This is a genomic window from Acidimicrobiales bacterium, from assembly GCA_036491125.1.
GTDB lineage: Bacteria > Actinomycetota > Acidimicrobiia > Acidimicrobiales > AC-9 > AC-9.
The window spans coordinates 1-17896 of the sequence record DASXCO010000048.1 but is presented as its reverse complement, the minus strand read 5'-3'; the positions used below and the strand labels follow the sequence as shown (position 1 = coordinate 17896).

At 68.7% G+C, this 17896-nt stretch carries 17 protein-coding genes; all 17 read right to left on the bottom strand.

Features of this window, described 5'->3' with window-relative positions; translation table 11 throughout:
* Positions 1 to 665: 665 nt before the first annotated feature.
* A complete protein-coding gene (locus tag VGF64_03790) occupies positions 666 to 1454 on the bottom strand; it encodes an alpha/beta hydrolase (protein ID HEY1633855.1) in 789 nt (262 codons plus the stop codon).
* A 222-nt stretch (positions 1455 to 1676) separates the two neighbouring features.
* Complete coding sequence (locus VGF64_03785; GenBank protein ID HEY1633854.1) at positions 1677 to 2666, bottom strand: aliphatic amidase; 990 nt, start codon at positions 2664 to 2666, stop codon at positions 1677 to 1679.
* Between the two features lie 25 nt (positions 2667 to 2691).
* Positions 2692 to 4407 (bottom strand): hypothetical protein, encoded by a 1716-nt coding sequence (locus VGF64_03780; protein ID HEY1633853.1) that lies wholly within the window; start codon positions 4405 to 4407, stop codon positions 2692 to 2694.
* A gap of 119 nt (positions 4408 to 4526) precedes the next feature.
* Positions 4527 to 5363 carry an urease accessory protein UreD gene (locus VGF64_03775; protein HEY1633852.1) on the bottom strand — a complete coding sequence of 279 codons (837 nt, stop codon included), beginning with the start codon at positions 5361 to 5363 and terminating at the stop codon, positions 4527 to 4529.
* Positions 5360 to 6031 carry an urease accessory protein UreG gene (ureG, locus tag VGF64_03770; GenBank protein HEY1633851.1) on the bottom strand — a complete coding sequence of 224 codons (672 nt, stop codon included), beginning with the start codon at positions 6029 to 6031 and terminating at the stop codon, positions 5360 to 5362. The genes VGF64_03775 and ureG overlap by 4 nt, the downstream gene beginning before the upstream one ends.
* Positions 6021 to 6746 (bottom strand): urease accessory UreF family protein, encoded by a 726-nt coding sequence (locus VGF64_03765; GenBank protein HEY1633850.1) that lies wholly within the window; start codon positions 6744 to 6746, stop codon positions 6021 to 6023. Before VGF64_03765 ends, ureG begins: the two co-directional genes overlap by 11 nt.
* A gap of 6 nt (positions 6747 to 6752) precedes the next feature.
* Positions 6753 to 8462, bottom strand: a complete 1710-nt coding sequence (locus VGF64_03760; GenBank protein HEY1633849.1) for an urease subunit alpha — start codon at positions 8460 to 8462, stop codon at positions 6753 to 6755.
* Positions 8459 to 8806, bottom strand: coding sequence for an urease subunit beta (locus VGF64_03755; protein ID HEY1633848.1), 348 nt, complete (start codon positions 8804 to 8806; stop codon positions 8459 to 8461). Before VGF64_03755 ends, VGF64_03760 begins: the two co-directional genes overlap by 4 nt.
* Entirely contained in the window at positions 8803 to 9105 is a 303-nt protein-coding gene (locus VGF64_03750) for an urease subunit gamma (protein HEY1633847.1), read from the bottom strand. Before VGF64_03750 ends, VGF64_03755 begins: the two co-directional genes overlap by 4 nt.
* Positions 9102 to 9911 (bottom strand): N-acyl homoserine lactonase family protein, encoded by an 810-nt coding sequence (locus tag VGF64_03745; GenBank protein HEY1633846.1) that lies wholly within the window; start codon positions 9909 to 9911, stop codon positions 9102 to 9104. The genes VGF64_03750 and VGF64_03745 overlap by 4 nt, the downstream gene beginning before the upstream one ends.
* A gap of 76 nt (positions 9912 to 9987) precedes the next feature.
* Positions 9988 to 11070 carry an aromatic ring-hydroxylating dioxygenase subunit alpha gene (locus VGF64_03740; protein ID HEY1633845.1) on the bottom strand — a complete coding sequence of 361 codons (1083 nt, stop codon included), beginning with the start codon at positions 11068 to 11070 and terminating at the stop codon, positions 9988 to 9990.
* Positions 11067 to 12185: an agmatinase family protein gene (locus VGF64_03735; GenBank protein ID HEY1633844.1), complete on the bottom strand. Its 1119-nt coding sequence runs from the start codon at positions 12183 to 12185 to the stop codon at positions 11067 to 11069. Before VGF64_03735 ends, VGF64_03740 begins: the two co-directional genes overlap by 4 nt.
* A complete protein-coding gene (locus tag VGF64_03730; protein ID HEY1633843.1) occupies positions 12178 to 13365 on the bottom strand; it encodes an agmatinase family protein in 1188 nt (395 codons plus the stop codon). The genes VGF64_03735 and VGF64_03730 overlap by 8 nt, the downstream gene beginning before the upstream one ends.
* A complete protein-coding gene (locus tag VGF64_03725) occupies positions 13362 to 14360 on the bottom strand; it encodes an ABC transporter permease (protein ID HEY1633842.1) in 999 nt (332 codons plus the stop codon). Before VGF64_03725 ends, VGF64_03730 begins: the two co-directional genes overlap by 4 nt.
* On the bottom strand, positions 14357 to 15235 hold the full coding sequence (locus VGF64_03720) for an ABC transporter permease (protein ID HEY1633841.1): 879 nt from the start codon (positions 15233 to 15235) through the stop codon (positions 14357 to 14359). Before VGF64_03720 ends, VGF64_03725 begins: the two co-directional genes overlap by 4 nt.
* Positions 15222 to 17423, bottom strand: a complete 2202-nt coding sequence (locus VGF64_03715; protein ID HEY1633840.1) for an ABC transporter ATP-binding protein — start codon at positions 17421 to 17423, stop codon at positions 15222 to 15224. The genes VGF64_03720 and VGF64_03715 overlap by 14 nt, the downstream gene beginning before the upstream one ends.
* Positions 17420 to 17896 (bottom strand): hypothetical protein (locus VGF64_03710; GenBank protein ID HEY1633839.1); only part of this gene is annotated, 477 nt, incomplete at its 5' end. The genes VGF64_03710 and VGF64_03715, both read right to left, overlap by 4 nt.

Genomic DNA, 17896 nt, shown 5'->3' with positions numbered 1-17896 from the left:
CCGGGCAATGAACTGGTCGTCCAGCGCGCTCACATCGAGATCGACGACGGTGGCCCTGAGGCAATCAGGGATTCACGTCTAGATCGGCGCGGGGGCAGAACCCAGACCCCGCAGTGCGATTGGGAGTTGCGCTAGGCGGCGTTCAGCGCGAGAGGCGGTGGTGGCCCGCGGGGGCCGACACCTTCCCAGCGGCGAGTATTGCCACCACGGCGGTGCGCGCTCCACAACACCGCTATGGCCAAAACTGCCAGGGACAGACCGCCGGCCAACGGGAGAGGGCGGGTTGAGGGATCGCTTGACCGATCAGCTCGGACCCGACTCTGGACCGAGCCCCGGCGCGGAAGCAGCTCGCCTCGGTCTAGTACTGGACCCTGGCTGAGGCCGATTTGGGCTTCATGGAGTGTTGGTGACGGAGTGGCTGCAAGGAGCTCACCTGAACTGACGGCTTTTGCTCCAGCAAGGGGGTAGAGGGTGGCGACGGCGATGATCGCCAGGCTGAGGCGAGTGAGGAACCGCGCCATGGCCCCATCTTATTCACCCTGGTCTGGGCCGGGGGACGAACGCATCGGGTGCTAGCGCATTCCGCCTCGCCTGAACCTTCTGATCGGGACGGCCGGTGAAGCGGGGCATGGGCCTCGGGCGCGCGAGGGATTGGGGCGCGAGTCTCAGGATTGTTGTCGCTCTCGCTCAAGCCGGAATAGCGGAGCAGCCACTCCGTGAACTTGGAAAGGATGCCAAGCGCCCTCACGCTGGGCTAGCCGGTCAGCAATGATCCAGAGCGCCGCCGGGTTGAAACCGAGTCCGCTGTGGCTACCGAACACCTCGACGCTCTCGCTCGTGTTGGAGGGGATCTCGAGACAGGCTCGCCATGGCACGACTCCATCACTGCGGGTGAAGATGGCGGTGGTGGGGACTGGTAACGGCCCACGTGCCTCCTCGGGTGGGCGCTCGGGCGGATGACTCTCCCGCTGAGAACCACGCAGAGCTTCGAACAAGGCGCCGGCGTTGCTGCCGCTTCGATCGCGAAGCCGCAACGGACTGCCCAGCGTGATGACCTGGCGCACCGCCGAGGGCGCTGCCCGAGCGATCTCCCGGGCGTAGATGCCCCCGAGGCTCCAACCGACGAGGCTCATCGGACGCCGATGCTCCTCGGCCAGCTGACGAACCCTGGTTCGGAGACCCTCGATTGTCACCGGGTTGGGCCCCAGATTTCGTCCCAGCCGCCAGGCGTGGACGTGGTAGCCCCGACTCCTGAGGAAGCACCTGAGGATCCGGGTCGAGACGTCGGAGGCGGTGAACCCGGGCAGGGTGAGCACCGGGTGGCCATCGCCATGCGGTGCCAGCCTCAGCACCGGCCAGGCAGGTCCGAGCACAGCGGCGTCGGCCGTCGCTCGAGGGATCTCGAGCGCAAACAGCAGCCAAGACGGCCGGCGGTAGAGCGCTTGCTCAGCCACGAGCCGACGATAGCCCGCGTCATCCGCCCAAGGGACCGTCCCGTCCTCGCGGCTTGGCGCGGCGATGGTCCTGATGCTGTGAGGATGTCAGCCGCTTGACGCACTGGTTAGGAATCGGTGGACGGCTGTCTGTCGGGTGGTGCACCGCGACATCCTGCCTGGAGGCCGGTGATCGAGTTCAGATCTCGCCCACTCCCCCATCTGCAACAGCCGGGCGTCGCATCAAACGCCCGGAGTGGACCGGGTAATCGCCTCGGCCCGCTTCTGCGCGAGGGCGGGGTCGTTGACCCACGTGCGGTAGAACTCGAACGGACACTCTGCGACGCCCGCCTCGCCGTCCCCGGACTGGTGGACGCCCGTATAGCCGCGATGCACCAACTTGAAGAGGTGGTTCTGCGACTGCCAGTGCTTGCGGGCGTCGTTGATCGCCGGCACCGAGAGCCCGGCATACTGCACGCCATTCTCTTCCGTGCCGCATTCGCCGAGCGTCCGCCCGTCGAAGCCGATGATCGACGAGTGTCCGAAATAGGAATAGACACCGTCGAAGCCGGAGGCGTTGGCCACGGCCACGTAGCAGTTGTTCATCCAGGCCATCGCCCTGGCCACCAATATCTGCTGCTCCTTGGCCGGATACATGTAGCCCTGGCAGCGGACGACCAGCTGCGCCCCTTTCATGACGCAGTCCCGCCAGATCTCGGGGTAGTTGCCGTCGTCGCACACAATGAGGCTCACCCGCAGCCCTTTTGGCCCCTCGACGACAGTCGTCTCCTCCCCCGGGTACCAGGGCTCGATGGGGACCCACGGCAGGATCTTGCGGTAGCGGCCCACGATGGCGCCCTGGTCGTCGATGAGGACCAGCGTGTTGTACGGGTTCTTGGAGGGGTGCTCCTCGTGACGCTCGCCCGTGAGCGAGAACACGCCCCACACGCCGGCCTGCCGGCAGGCCTCGGAGAAGATCTCCGTCTCCGATCCTGGGATCGTAGAGGCGGTTCCGAACATCTCCTCCCGGTCGTACATGATCCCGTGCGTGCTGTACTCAGGGAAGACAACCAGATCGAGGCCAGGGAAGCCGGACGCGATCCCTCGCACCATGTCGGCGATACGCCGGCAGTTGGCGAGGACCTCCTCGGTCGTGTGAAGTCTGGGCATCTTGTAGTTGACGACTGCGAGCCCGACAGTGTCGGGGCTCGAGCTGATGTCTCCGTGCCACATCTTGTGTCCTCCTCTCCTTTCTGGGCTATGGGCCGCCGACGGCGACCGGCGCCCCAGCCTCGACCGGAACGGTGGCTGTCTGCTTGCAGGCGTCGTGGCAGTCCTTCTCGAGCGTGCAGCACAGCGAGCAGACGGCGCCGCCGTGGAATGGGCACTGGGCCATGTCGGGAAGCTCGTAGTCCTGCTCGCAGGTGACGCACGTCAGCGTGGACTCTGGCGCCGAGTCGGCTTCGGCCCGCAGGGTGTCCTCTCGAGCTATGTAGTACTTCCCCTTCGTAGCGACGGCGAGCAACGGCGACATGATGAAAGCGATCGCAAGCGCCAGGAAGGGCGAAAATGCGTAGAGAACTTGGCCGAAGGCGTGGAAGTAGGCGGCGATCGACACCCCGGAGGCCACCAGCATCGAGCCGAAGCCGACGGGATTGACGTTGTAGAGGTGGGCCCGCTTGAACTCGATGTACGACGGGCTGAGCTTGAGCGGCTTGTTGACGACCAGGTCGGCCACCACGGCGCCGATCCAGGCGATGGCCACGTTGGAGTAGAACCCGAGCACCGAGTTCAGGAAGCCGAAGACGCCTGCTTCCATGAGTCCCAGCGCGATGCCGACGTTGAAGAAGATCCACACCACCCGCCCAGGGTGCGTGTGGAACACACGCGAGAAGAAGTTGGACCACGACAGCGAGCCCGAATAGGCGTTGGTCACATTGATCTTGATCTGGGACAGGATGACGTAGAAGGCGGCGATGGCGAGGGCGGCGCCAGGGACGAACACCTGGTAGCCGCCCAGGACCTGAATGATCGGCTCCACCGCCTTTGACGCACCGACCTGGTGGAAGACGAAGAAAGCGAGGAAACCGCCCGCCATCTGCTTGATGGCACCCAGCACGACCCAGCCTGGCCCAGCGGTGAGGACCGCCGACCACCACCGTCGCCTGTTGTCGGCGGTCTTTGGCGGGAGGAACCGCAGGTAGTCGACCTGCTCGCCGATCTGTGCGATGAGCGAGAGGGCCACGCCAGCGCCGAGCCCGAAGCCGACGAGGTTGAAAGAGGACCCGCCGGCGGCCTTCCCGCCGAAGTGTGTCCATGCGGCCAGGGAGTGTGGATGGGTCCCGAGGACGGCCACGATCGGGGCGATCATGAGCGCTACCCAGATCGGCTGGGTGACGACCTGCATCCTCGACAGGAACGTCATCCCGAACACGACCAGAGGGATGATCGCCAGGGCGACTATCAGATAGCCGGCGGGCAGCGGCAGCCCGATCGAGCTCTGCAGGGCCTGGGCCATGATCGAGCCTTCAAGGCTGAAGAAGATGAACGTGAAGGTGGCGTAGATCAGGGAGGTGATCGTCGAGCCCAGATAGCCGAATCCAGCACCCCGGGTGAGCAGGTCCATGTCGATGGCGTACTTGGCCGCGTAATAGGCGATGGGCACACCAGTCAGAAATATGACCACGGCCGCCGCCACGACCGCCCAGATCCCGCTGGAGAAGCCGTGGGTCACGAAGATCGATCCGCCGATCGCATAGTCAGCCAGATAAGCGATGCCGCCGAGCGCCGTGGACGCCACGACGAACTCACTCCACCGCCGAAATGAACGGGGGGCGTAGCGTAGTGAGTAGTCCTCCATCGTCTCGCTCGCTACCAGCTTGTTGAAACGGCGCGACGATCGGGTTGTCGGTGAGCGTCCGTCGGCAGTACCTTCTCCTGCCCCGCCCCGCGATGCGACTGTCGTCTCGTTCACGTTGTCCTCCGTGCGAGTCGTCCTCGTGCCCCAGTCCGTCCCAGCGACAACAGGGCCCCTTCGGTCGGGACACTATGAGTCGAGTGTTGCTCAACAATTCCTGTCGTATGAACGGCCCGTTACGGCCAGATCTCGGGCAGCCAATGTGGCGGTCCGAACCGCGCAAGCAAGTCGGACGCGACACGCCGGCATGACCCGAGGGTCTCTCCCCACACCCCGAGCTGCACCGCCGACCCTGACGCGCTCGGGAGGATCGTGCCGACGGCATCGACCTCCTCGATCATGTCGGAGGCATCCGGCGGCAGGGACCGATCCGGGTCGACCACGACGAGGGTGACAGCGACAGGACGCCCATCGAGCACGGACGGAGCACCCCAGCCCCGGGCGCCAGGACCGGACCCCAGCTCGAAGGCGAGCTCGGCCCTGCCCGCCCGCTCGATCCGCATCGAGGTAACCCACGTTCCAGGACCCTCGCTGGCGCGTCCCAGAACGACCTCGTCCAGCCAGGCCAGGCGACTGGTAGCAGCCAGTGCGACCCGGCCGCACGAACGGTGGCGCGCTCCCTGAGCAGCGATGCCGGGCTCGGGCGCCCAGACCAATGTGGCCCCGGCGGCTACGCGAGCGTCGACAGCTGCGACCGACTCAACGCCTTGCCTCGGTCCGGCTCGGGCCACGGATGCCCCCACGGAGCGAACGAACATCGTGCTCCCCGGCCCCAGGTCGAGCTCGACGGACAGGCGGTCGCCACCGATCGGCTGAGCGCCGGTACCGACAATCCACAGCCCCCAGGGAGTATCCCGAATGCCGAGAACCCCCGAAGCCCGCATGTTCGATACCGCAGAACGCCCGCGCCCGTGCTTGACCACCTCGACCAGCACCGAGCCGGTGAGCTCGCTTCGCTTCGCGCATGCGATGCCTGGCGGTTGCACGCCAACGGCCCTTGCGTCCGTGGTCATCCGGGGCTCGCGTTGACCCTCGCTGCGAGGTCGGCCGATTGTCGTCCCGCCGGGTCCACCCAACCCTCGATCCAGCCGAGGAGCTCGGCCACGCCGTGACGGGTCCGCAAGGACGTCATCACGACGGGACCTCGCCCCCGCATGGCCCTGGCGTCAGACTCCATGACTCCCAGATCGGCGCCGACCAGCGCAGCGAGGTCGACCTTGTTGACCACGAGCAGGTCGGATCGAGTCACGCCGGGACCACCCTTGCGCGGCACCTTGTCACCCCCAGCGACATCGACGACGAAGACTTGACGATCCACGAGCCCGGAGCTGAAGGTCGCAGTGAGGTTGTCCCCGCCACTCTCCACGACGATCAGCTGAAGGTTTGGGAACGCGCCCTCGACCCGCTCTATCGCATCCAGGTTCGCGGTGATGTCATCGCGGATCGCAGTGTGGGGGCAACACCCGGTCTGCACGGCCGCGATCCGCTCGGCGTCGAGCACCCCCGCACGGCGCAGGAAATCAGCGTCCTCGGTGGTGTAGATGTCGTTTGTCACGACGGCCAGATCGATTCGGCCGACCAGGGCCTTGCACAGCTCGGCGACCAGCGCCGTCTTGCCGCTTCCGACCGGGCCCCCGATGCCGAGGCGGAGCGGTCGACCATGATGGTTCTCACGAGGCAAAGAGACATTCCTTCCGTCGGAGATGTGCTTCGGCGAGGAGGTCACTCACCGGCTCCGCCGCCGCGGGGAGCTCCTTCAGCGGAAGGTGCGCTTGCTGGGCCGCAGCGATCCCTATCTCGTCGATCTCCCCCATGAGCGCGGCGACGGCCCGCGTGATCTCGAACGGGTCGAGGCCGATCAACCGGACGGCGGCCGACGCCGGCCCCGCGACCGACAAGTACGCAACGGCGACGGCCGCCTCTCGCGGGTTGAGCCCCGCTGCCGCGGCCGCCGCTCCCATGGCCACCGCGTGATGAGGAGAACGAGGTGCATGCTCCCGGAGTGACCTGAGGATCGGCCCTCCGAGCACCGCGAGGGCACCCCGCAGGAACTGCGCTCCCTGCGTGCGAGATGCGCTGCGCCAAGCGGGCGATGGGTACCGGGCGTCGAGCTCGGCGTCAACATCCAGCCACAGCTGTCTCAGGGCGCAACCATCCGTCGCCGCCAGACCGCGCAGAGACCGCTCGCACACTGCACCCGCCGCAGCCGCTGCGACACGACCGCTCGTGGCGAGCCGCCCGGCAAGGAACGGCCCCAGCGTCGTGACGTCCTCCACCACGGCGCGCGCGACCGCCTCCTCGATTCCGCCGGAATGAGCATGGCCCCCAGCGGGGAACCGGGCGTCGGCCAGCAGCAGCAGGGGTGAGATCGGCGACAGAGAGCTGAGCATCCTCATCACGGCTCAGAAGAGGAAGTAGCGCTGCGCCATCGGCAGTGACTCGGCCGGGGATGGCTCCACCTCGTCGCCGTCGATCCGTACGGCGAACGAGTCCGGGTCGATCTCGATGGACGGCAGCGCCGCGTTCAGCCGGAGGTCCGATTTCGTCAGCTTGCGGACGTCCCGAACGGGGACGACACGGCGATCGAGGCAGAGGCGCTCGGCGACGCCGTTCTCGAGCGCCGCCGGAGCCACGAAGGCCACGCTCGACGCGCCCGCGACGGGCGGCGAAGCACCGAACATCGGGCGTGGTAGCACAGGCTGAGGACTGGGGATGGAGGCGTTGGCGTCGCCCATCGCCGCCCAGGCGATCATCCCCCCTTTCAACACCACATGGGGGCGCACGCCGAAGAAGGCCGGGTCCCAGAGCACCAGGTCGGCCAGCTTGCCCTCCTCGACCGAGCCGATCTCGTGGTCGAGCCCGTGGGCTGCTGCCGGGCACGTGGTGATCTTGGCGACATAGCGTCGGGCCCGCAGGTTGTCCGCCCCCCCGTCTCCGGCCAACGGGCCCCGCCGGTGCTTCATCGTGTGGGCCGTCTGCCAGGTCCGGATGACGACCTCGCCGATCCGGCCCATGGCCTGGGAATCGGATCCCAGCATCGAGATGGCCCCCATGTCGTGCAGGACGTCCTCCGCCGCGATCGTCGTCGCCCTTATGCGGCTCTCGGCGAAGGCGAGGTCCTCGGGGACGCGGGGGTTCAGGTGATGACACACCATGAGCATGTCCAAATGCTCGTCGACCGTGTTCACGGTGTGCGGCATTGTCGGGTTCGTCGACGACGGGAGGACATTGGGGAACGAGGCCACCGCCAGGATGTCGGGAGCATGACCGCCACCGGCCCCCTCCGTGTGATAGGCGTGGATCGTTCTCCCGGCGATCGCCGACAGCGTGTCCTCCACGAACCCGGCTTCGTTGGTCGTGTCGGCGTGCAGCGCGACCTGGACCTCAGCTGCGTCGGCCACCCGCAGGCACGCGTCGATGGCTGCCGGCGTGGATCCCCAGTCCTCGTGCAGCTTGAAGCCGGACGCCCCGGCGCGCAGCTGCTCCCACAGAGCTTCCTCGGACACGGTGTTCCCCTTGCCGAGGAGCGCCACGTTCACCGGGTACGGATCGAGGGCTTGCAGCATCCGCTCCAGGTGCCAGGCACCGGGCGTCACGGTGGTGGCGCGCGACCCCTCGGCCGGACCGGTGCCGCCTCCGATCAGGGTGGTGACCCCGGCGCCGAGCGCCTCATCGATGATCTGAGGGCAGATGAAGTGCACGTGGCAGTCGACAGCGCCAGCGGTGAGGATCTTGCCGTTCCCCGACAGGACCTCGGTGGACGGCCCGATCACGAGGTCGGGGTGCACGCCGGACATGATGTCGGGGTTCCCGGCCTTGCCCAGCGCCACGATGCGCCCGTCCCGAACGCCCACATCGGCCTTCACCACGCCCCAGTGGTCGAGGACCACCGCCCCGGTGATGACCAGGTCCGGGGTGCCCTCGGCGCGGCAAGCGATCGATTGGCCCATCGACTCCCGCACCACCTTGCCCCCACCGAACACCGCCTCGTCTCCCGGGCCCGAGAGATCCTCGGTGACCTCGATTAGCAGGTCAGTGTCGGCCAGCCGGATGCGGTCGCCGGTGCTTGGGCCGTAAAGCGCGTGGTAGCGGTCGCGGGCCAGGGACGTCATGGGCCGTCGAGCGGCCCGGCGACGAGCCCCCGCAGTCCCTGCACGATGCGGCCGCCGGCGAGAGGGACGAGGTCAACTATCCGCTCGATGTTCGGCTCGAAACGAACGGCCGTGCCTGCCGGAATGCCGAGACGCATGCCACGGGCCGCGTCGCGGTCGAAGGACAACGCCGTGTTGGCCTCGGCGAAGTGGTAGTGCGACCCGACCTGGACGGCGCGGTCGCCGAGGTTGGTCACCGGTATCTGGATCGGCGTTGTGCTGGCGACGTTGACCGGGCCGTCCGCGAAGAGGACCTCGCCCGGCACGATCGGCGCCGCCTCGTCGGGGTGGGGCGAGAGGCTCAAGGGATCGGCTGGTGGACGGCCACGAGCTTCGTGCCGTCGGGAAATGTGGCCTCGACGTGGAGCTCGGGAAGCATCTCCGCGATCCCGTCCATGACCTCGCCCCGGGTGAGCACGCCGCGGGCTGCCGAGGCCAGGTCCGCCACGCGCCGACCGTCTCGCGCCCCCTCGAGGACGAACGATGTGAGGATCGCTACAGCCTCGGGATGGTTCAGGCGGACGCCTCGGGCGCGCCGGTCGCGCGCCACCATGGCGGCCACATGGACGAGCAGGCGCTCCTGTTCGTGGGGGCTGAGCCTCATGATCCCCGAGGCCCCCCGCCGGCCACGCTCAGGTCCTCTGTGAGCCGCGGCCAGACATCTGGGTCGTGGCCCGGCACCAGTTGCAGGCTCTCCGAGACGGCGATGGCCTTCAGCCGGCGGATGTTCGCGACCGTCTCGGCCGGGTCGCATCCGATGACGCCCCCGATGGCCAGCTCCTGGTCGATGTTCTCGGTCAGGTCGGCCGCGTCGAAGGCGAAGACGAACCCCCCGCCGCCGAGCGACTGATCGTAGCGGACGATGAAGCTCTGGTGGCCCGGCGTGTGCCCCGCCGTCTTGACCGCGGTGATGCCCGGCGCCACCTCTGCGTCACCGTCGGCCAGCTGCCAGTCGATCGCCGGGTCGTCGAAGTCGACGCGGAAGATGCCGTGCCTCTCCGCCTCTGGCGTCAGACCGAAGGAAAGCTCGTCGCGTTGGAGGTGGATAGCGTTACGCCCGGCGAAGTGGCGGAGGCCGCCGGCGTGGTCGTTGTGCAGATGGCTCACGGCTACGGCGCCGATCTCGTCTACCTGCACGCCGGCCTCATCGAGGGCGTCGAGGAGTGGGTCGCCACCGGCTGGGAGCACCGGGACGATGCGGTGGAACCGGTCGTGGAACCTCCGGCGGAGCTGCTCGTCGCGGACGAGGGCGGGATTGAACCCGGTGTCGAGCAGGACCCAGCCCCCGTCCACCTCCACGAGGACACCGGGGACTGGCTCGCGCAGTCGCTCGTCGGGCGGCGCCCCGAACACCGACCACGACTTGGGCAGCTCCTCCCACCCGAGGGTGAGGAGCACGACCCGCTTCACCCCAGTTGCCCCCGCAGGCCCCGTGACCGGGCGCCCAGTGGTGGGCCGTGCCGTGAGGGGACGCGGTCGAGCACCCTCAGGCACGCAGCGCCCGCCCCAGAGATGCGTGGAACCGGCGGATGGGCTCTTCGTGCGTCGCCGCCGTGGGGCCCACCTCGAAGAACGGCGACCCGGTCGCGTCCTGGAGCCGCTCGCAGATCTCGATGTCCTCCGCCATGAACGAGCGCACGTCGTCGATGAGGGAATCGCCATCGGCACCCGGCGCCGATCGGATGCGCAGCGTCAGCCGGGTCCGGTCCGGGGCGAGGGGCACGGCATCGTAGGTGGCGAAGAAGTCCCCCGTCGTCACGATCATCAAGTTCGGGAACAGGAGGTGGGCGCCAATCCCCTCGCGCTCAGGCCGTTCGAGCCACCCAAGCCTGGACCGAGCCGCCGATCGGTCCTTCAGCGGCTCGCGGCTCCACCAGCTGTCGCCCAGCATGTCCCACGAGAACTCGCCGTGCTCGTACATGGCTAGCGACCGGTTGTGGAGGTACCAGAGGTGGTAGACGTCGACGTGGTTCTCCACCAGGAACTTCCAGTTGCACGCGGCGACGTACTCGGCGCGACCGACCTCGACGAGTGGACCGGACAGGTAGCCGTCGAGCCGACGTCCGAGCTCGCCGAGCGCGTTGTCGAGGGCGGCCGCGTCCGGGTCCGGGTTCGCGAAGACCATGCCGTGCCACTCGGCCGCCGCCGCAGGTCGTAGACCCCACCTCGCCGTGTCGAGGCCGGGGAACTGCTCGTCGAGTTGGGGAACCCGTTTGAGGGTGCCGTCGAGGCCATAGCTCCACTGGTGATAGGGGCAGGTCACGAAGCGTCCCAGGCACCCCGAACCCGTCAGGAGGACGACACCGCGGTGACGGCACACGTTGTGGAATGCGCGCAGCAGGCCGTCAGCGCCCCGGACCACGACGAGCGGAATCTCCCCCAGGCTCACCGTCAGGTAGCTTCCGGGTGCCTCGATCTCATCGGCGATCCCCACCAGAGCCCAGGAACGGGAGAACAGCTGCCGCCGCTCCAGCTCCAGGGCCGCCTCCGAGCGATACCAGTCCCGCTCGTCCAGCCCCCGGTACGGCGCGGCGTCGGTCGGCTCGGTCACCAGTTGGCTCGCCATCATCGTCGCTTCCGGGGCAGGTGGCCCTCCAGCACGAGAGTCCCAAGCACGTCGCACACCACGCGCACGCCGAGCAGCGAGGTGATGTCGGCTGAGTCGTACGGAGGCGAGCACTCGACGATCTCGATGCCGGCGAGACCACCTGCGGCGACAGCCCGGACGAGCTGGAGCATCTCCCGAGGAAGGAAACCGCCGGGTTCAGGCCAGCCGGTGCCCGGCACGAAGGCGGCGTCGACGCAGTCGACGTCAAAGGAGAGCCAGACGGCCTCTGCCCCGTCCCACGCGACCTCGAGCGCACGCTCGGCCGCCGCCTCTATGCCCATGTTCACGCAGTCGTTGACGGTCATGATCGTGGTCTCTCGCTGCCGGGCCACCTTCACACCCGGTCGCGGCGCCTGCCAGCCTCCGATGCCAAGCTGGACCAGATTGCGGGGCGGAACATTGGCGATATCCGTCGCATGGAACCAGGGCGTCGTGTGCATCCGCTCGTCGAGGTCGGTCTCCTGGGTGTCGACGTGGCGGTCGAAGTGGATGATGCCCAGGTTGCCCTGGAGATGCGGGGCGACGCCCCGCACTGTCGGGTACCCGATCGAGTGGTCCCCACCGAGCACGACGGGCAAGGCGCCCGACTCGAAGACATGCGAGACGGCCCGGGAGATCTGGTCGAAGCTCTTCTCGATATTGCCGGGGATCGTGAAGATGTCCCCGACGTCGCCGATGGTGATCGACTCGCGGAGATCCACGCCCAGCTCGAAGCTGTAGGGCCCGTACAGGCCGGAGATCCGTCGCATCGCCTCGGGCCCGAACCGTGTGCCGGGCCGATAGGTGGTGCCAGAGTCGTGGGGGGCACCGAGGACCGCCACGTCGTACTCCCCGCAGCGGCGGACGTCCTCGCAGAACGGCGCCTTCAAGAAGGTGTTGATGCCGGCGAAGTGCGGCAGCTCGCCCCGGCTGAAGGTCGGGATGGCCTTGTCCACGATCGAGTCGGCCCCCGGCAGGCCGAGCTCGAGGCCCCTCGCCACCTCCTCCTCCCACGCGGTCGTGGGGATGAGGGCCTCCGCCTCGAGGGCGCGCTTGGCTTCGGGGCCGTGGCGGTCGTGCACCCGCCAGTCACTCATCGGGCGCTGCCTCCTTGGGTGATTGACCACCGCTCAGGGGTGTCGACGCAGGTCCGGACCTCGTCGGCACTGACGCCGGAGAGCCCGTGGTAGCGGCCGGCGGGCCCTCGGCGGCGCGCTCGTCGAGGTAGTCGCGCCCGGTGAGCCCGATGCGGCGCATCGCCGTCCCCGTCAGCCCCTCGAGGACACAGCGGTGGGCGAACAGCGAGGTGATGTTGTTGCCGACGTCGTACGGGGGACTGACCTCGACCACGTCCATGGCCACCATCCCCACCTCGGCCGCCAGACGGCGCACGGCTCGCAGGACCTGTGCGCTGGTGAGTCCGCCGGGCTCGGGCGATCCGGTACCCGGCGCGTGGGCCGGGTCGACGGCATCCACGTCGACCGAGATGTAGAGATGGCGAGCCGTGCCCGACAGTGCCTCGTCCACCGCCCGTTCCAGCACCGTGTCAAAGCCATGGCGCTGGACCTCGGCCATGAAGTGGGTCTTCATCTCCTGCTCCTCCATCCAGGCCACGACCTCCGGCCCGGGCCAATAGCCGCGCAGCCCGACCTGGACGAAGTTGCGTCCCAACACGGCGCCGCTCTCGATGAGGCGGCGCATCGGCGTGCCATGACCGGCCAGCACTCCCTGGGACTCCGGCGCCGTGTCAGCGTGGGCGTCGAAGTGGACCACACCGATCGACCCGTGCCCGTACGCATCCGCCACGGCGGTGGCCGCCGGCCAGGTGATGCCATGGTCGCCGCCCAGGATGATGGGAATGGCTCCCGCTCCGACGATCTCGCCGACGAAGGACCGGACGTTGGCGAACGTCCGATCAGGGCTGGCGATGATCACCTCGGCGTCGCCGTAGTCACACACGGTCAGGTGCTGGAGCGGATCGACCCGGACGTGGAGGTGGGGCCGCTGGTAGGGCGGTGACGGAATGTGGTCGCACGACCGGATCGCCTGAGGGCCGAGGTGGGTGCCGGAGCGGGTCGTGGCCGTGCCGTCCCAGGGGACGCCACCGATGGCGACGTCGACGCCACCTGCACTCAGGTCCTCGGGGGTGAGGCAGAGCGGCAGCTTGAGGAACGTCTGGATACCCGTCCACGCCAGCTCGAACGCGTAGCGGTTGATCCGGATCGGGCCCGGCTGGCGCTCCGGGATGTTCCCCACGGGGTGCGAGTCCGTGCTCACGCCAGCGCCACGCGAGGATCAGCGGCGGCCTGGAGGAGGTCCACCACGGTGTTGATGAAGACGTAGCCGACACCCAGCACGACCGTCACGCCGGCGATGGCCGGGAAGTCGGCCGCCGGGATGCTCTGGTCGGTGTAGAGCCCGATGCCCGGCCAGGCGAAGACGGTCTCGATGACGACGATACCGGCGAACATGAGCCCCGCCTGGAGGCCGGTCATGGCCAGCGCCGCGCCGGCAGAGTTGCGAAGCGCATGTCGGAAGAGAACGGTCCTTCCCGACAGTCCCTTGGCCTGCGCAGTGCGGACGTAATCCGACCGCAGGTTGGTCACGAGCGACGTGCGCAGGACCCGGCCGATCGATACCGCGGCCGCAAGGGCAACGCACACCGCCGGCAGAATGAGATGGCGAACGGCGTCCCACCACATGGCCAACTGCCCGTGGAGCAGCGTATCCACGACAACCACACCCGTGGGACCGCTCGGCGCATTGGTGTAGCTGGTGTCGCCCGTAGCCGGCAGCCAGTGCAGCTTGCCGTAGAGCAGCAGGATACCGAGCAACGCCAAGAGGAACGACGGTGCCGACGCCCCCGACAGCATCACGGCACGGAGTGACCCCGCCCCCCGCCACCTGCCGGCCGACGCCAAGCCCAGCAGGGCGCCCAGGAGGACGGCGAGTGCCAGGCCCGCCACCGTGAGCTCGACAGTGGCGCCGATGTAGGCACCGATGTCGGTGGCCACCGGTCGGCGAGTCCGAAGCGACGTCTGGAGGTCACCGTGGAGCAGGCCCCCGACGTAGTGCAGGTACTGGGTCACGAGCGGCTTGTCGTAGCCAAGGACGTGGCTCTCGTGGGCGATGGCCGCCTTCGACGCGTTGGCGCCGAGGTAGGCGTGAACGGGGTCGGTGTGGCTCACCTTCTGCAAAGCGAACACGACGGCCGACAAGATGAGAAGGATCACGACCATCGCCGCCAGCCGCTTGGCCAAGAGCCTGGTCATCGGTCCCCCATGAGGTCTCGGATGCCATCTCCTGCCAGATTGGCGACGAGAGCCACGACGAACACGGCGATGGCGGGCATCACCGGCACCCACCACTCCTGCTGCAGATACTGCATGCCCCGTGCCGCCATCGACCCGAGCTCAGGCGCCGGAGCAGGTGCCCCGAGGCCGAGGAACGACAAGGCCGCAAGTGTGATGACGAGGTTGCCGACATCAAGGCTCGCCGTCACGAGCACGGCCGGCACGGCGCCGGGGAGCAGGTGGCGCCATGCCCGACGTACGGGTCCAACCCCCGCCAGGCGGGCGGCCTCGAGGTGAGGACGCGCCGCCAGGGCGCGGATCTCGCCCCGCACGATGCGGGCGTAGAACGGCCACCATACGATGGCAACGCCGATGAGCGTATGAGCGAAACCGGGGCCGAGCGCGGCGACCACCGCGATGGCCAGGATCGGTCCCGGCAGCGCTAGAAACAAATCGGTGAAGCGCATGAGGAGGTCGTCCACCCAGCCCCCGACGGCGCCGGCGATAAGCCCCACTGTCCCGCCGATGATCACTCCCGAGGCGATGACTGCCCCGGCGGCGAGCAGACTGGCCCGCAGGCCGTAGAGCACCCTGCTGAAGATGTCCTGGCCCACCTCGTCGGTGCCGAACCACGAGCTGGCGTGAAACGGGGAAGCGAACGAGATCCCCGCCGGTTGCGACGGATCGTGCGGGGCGAGGACCGGCGCGGCCAGCGCTGCCACGATCAGGAGGCCGAACACCACCAGCCCGACGCGGTCACCGATCGACATCCGACCGCTCGCAGCACGCAGCGAGCGCAGGCCCGCCAACCCCCGGCCTGGCAGCGTGCCGACGTAGGCCTCAGCGACTGCCATGTGCCCCTCCTTGCTGGTCGGCTTCCGAAGTCCGGGCGCCGACGGTTGCCCCTTCCTCGTCCGGTCCATCGGCTCCCTCGCCGGGCTCTTCGTCCGACCGGCGGAAGCAGGCCACCGCCCGCTCAGCGTCGCCCGCAAGCCTCACCAGCGCCTGGTCCCGGTCCGCGCACGCATCGATCCTCATCGGGCATCGAGGGTGGAAGACGCACCCCGACGGCGGATCGAGGGGACTCGCCGGCTCCCCTTCCACCCTGGCTCCGCTGCGCCCAAGCTCGGGGACGGCAGCCAGCAGTCCCTGGGTGTACGGGTGACCGGGTCGGGCGCAGACGTCCTCGGAGGCACCGAGCTCCACGATCCTTCCGAGGTACATCACCGCGATTCGGTCCGCCACCATGCGGGCCGCGGCGAGGTCGTGGGTCACGAACAACACGGCCATCCCGAGCTCGCGCCGGAGGCTGCCGATGAGGTTCAACACGGTGGCCGCCAGCGACACGTCGAGGGCGCTCGTCGGCTCATCGCACAGCAGCACCTCGGGAGGGACCACGATGGCCCGCGCCAGTGCAACCCGCTGCCGCTGCCCGCCCGAGAGCTGGGCCGGCTTCGCCTTCGCCACTTCGCCCGACAAGCCGACCTGGACGAGGGCCCTTTCCACCCGATCGGCGCGATCGGCGCGACTGATGCGCTCTTCGCGCAGTCGCTCGCCCACGAGCTCGCCAACTGTGAGCCAGGGCGTCAGCGAGGCACCCGCGTCCTGGAACACCATCTGCGGACGCGCCCCGTGCCCGAACTCGATCGAGCCGGCCTCGACGGGCAAGAGCCCTGCGATGGCGCGCAGCAGTGTCGATTTGCCGCAGCCGCTCTCGCCGACGAGGGCCACCGCCTCGCCCGCCATGAGCTCGACATCAAGGCCGCGTAACGCCTGCAGCTTCGTCCTGCGTCGCACGCCCCGTGCAGGCTCGCCTCCGTCGGCCGGACGCGCTCGTTTCACTGCGAAGGACTTGTGCACGTCGTGCACGAGCACCCCGAGCGGCCGTCCCCCGGGCAGCCGGTGCCCGGGCTCGACCCAAGGACCTGGCGAGACCCCCGGTGCTGGCACCGTGGACGATCCGCCGACGTGGACGCACGCCACCTGCCGAGATCGGGGGCCCGACGCTTGCGACGCTCCACCCCGCCGGGTGAGGTCGATCGTCACGAGCTCGGGCACAGCGACGTCGCAGGCATCGTCGTGGCACCCGCAGCGCGGGCCGAAGGCACACCCGGGCGGATGGGCCCGCGGATCGGGTGGCTCGCCGGGGAGCGTCGCGATCGGGCCGCGACGGTTGTCGTCCAGCCGAAGACGTGACCGTAGGAGCCCCGCCGTGTACGGATGCTCGGGCGACGTGAAGACGTCGGCCGCCGCGCCCACCTCGACGAGACGGCCCGCATAGAGCACGGCGATGCGGTCGCTCACCTGGGCGGCGACGCCGAGGTCGTGGGTAACGAGCAGGAAGCTCGTACCGAGCTCCTCACACAGGTGGCGCAGAAGCTCGAGGATCTGCGCCTGGACCGTTACATCGAGCGCCGTCGTGGGCTCGTCAGCGATCACCAGCGAGGGGGGCCCGGCGACGGCCATGGCAATCATGACCCGCTGCCGTAGGCCGCCCGACAGCTCGTGGGGGTAGGCGTCGTAGCGGCGGCGGGCGTCGGGCACCCCCACCGAGTCGAGCAGCGACACGGCTGCGGCCGCCGAGCCCGCTGCCTCGGCCACCTGACGGCCCACCCGCATGGTCGGGTTGAGCGACGTCATCGGATCCTGGAACACCGCGCCGAGGTGGAGCCGTCGTGACCGCCGGCGGTCCTCGGGCGAGGCCGCCACCATGTCAGTCCCGCAGACCACCGCCGATCCCGACACGGCAGGACTCGGGCGATCGGGGAGCAGCCCGAGCAGCGACAACCCGAGCACGGTCTTCCCCGAGCCCGACTCCCCCACCAGCCCGAGGATCTCGCCCGCCGCCACGTGCAGCGTCACTCCCCGGACGGCTCGTACGGTATCCCCGCCGCGCTCGAACGACACATGCAGGTCGTTGATATCGGCCAGACACGACCCGGGGGTCGGGCGCGGCACACCCGCGCCCGACTCCGCCGGGACCTCGTCCACGCCCACGGGGTCCGCCCTCCGCAGACGCGGCGTGCGCAGCAGCGTCGTCACCCTGTGGACCCCCCCGAGAAGGCCAGTTGCCCGAGCACCACGGTGTCCCCCGTGGGCAGCTGGAAGTACCAGCCGGAGACCCCGGCGTGGGACACGACCGTGTCCTTGACGTCGGCGATGCTGATCCATTCACCCGAATTGGCTATGAGCGTCCCCGCCTGGGCGTAGCTCTGCTGGATCGTCGCCGGGTCGGTGGAATGCAGCCCGGCATCCATCAGCGCGTCAGCCTGGGGGACCGATCCATGCAGCTCGTTCAGCGAACCGTTCGTGTTCGAGAAGATGCGGGCCCAGCTGTCCGGGTGGGCATCATCGGGGTTCACCGTCCACACCAGGAGATCGGGTATCTGGTCGGGCGGCGTGCTGGCGTAGTTGAAGACCTGGCTGAGGGGCACGCCCCGGATGGTGACGCTCAGCCCAACGGCGCTCAGCTCGCTCTGGACGAACTCGGCGACACGTTGGTTCGTCGGGTCGTC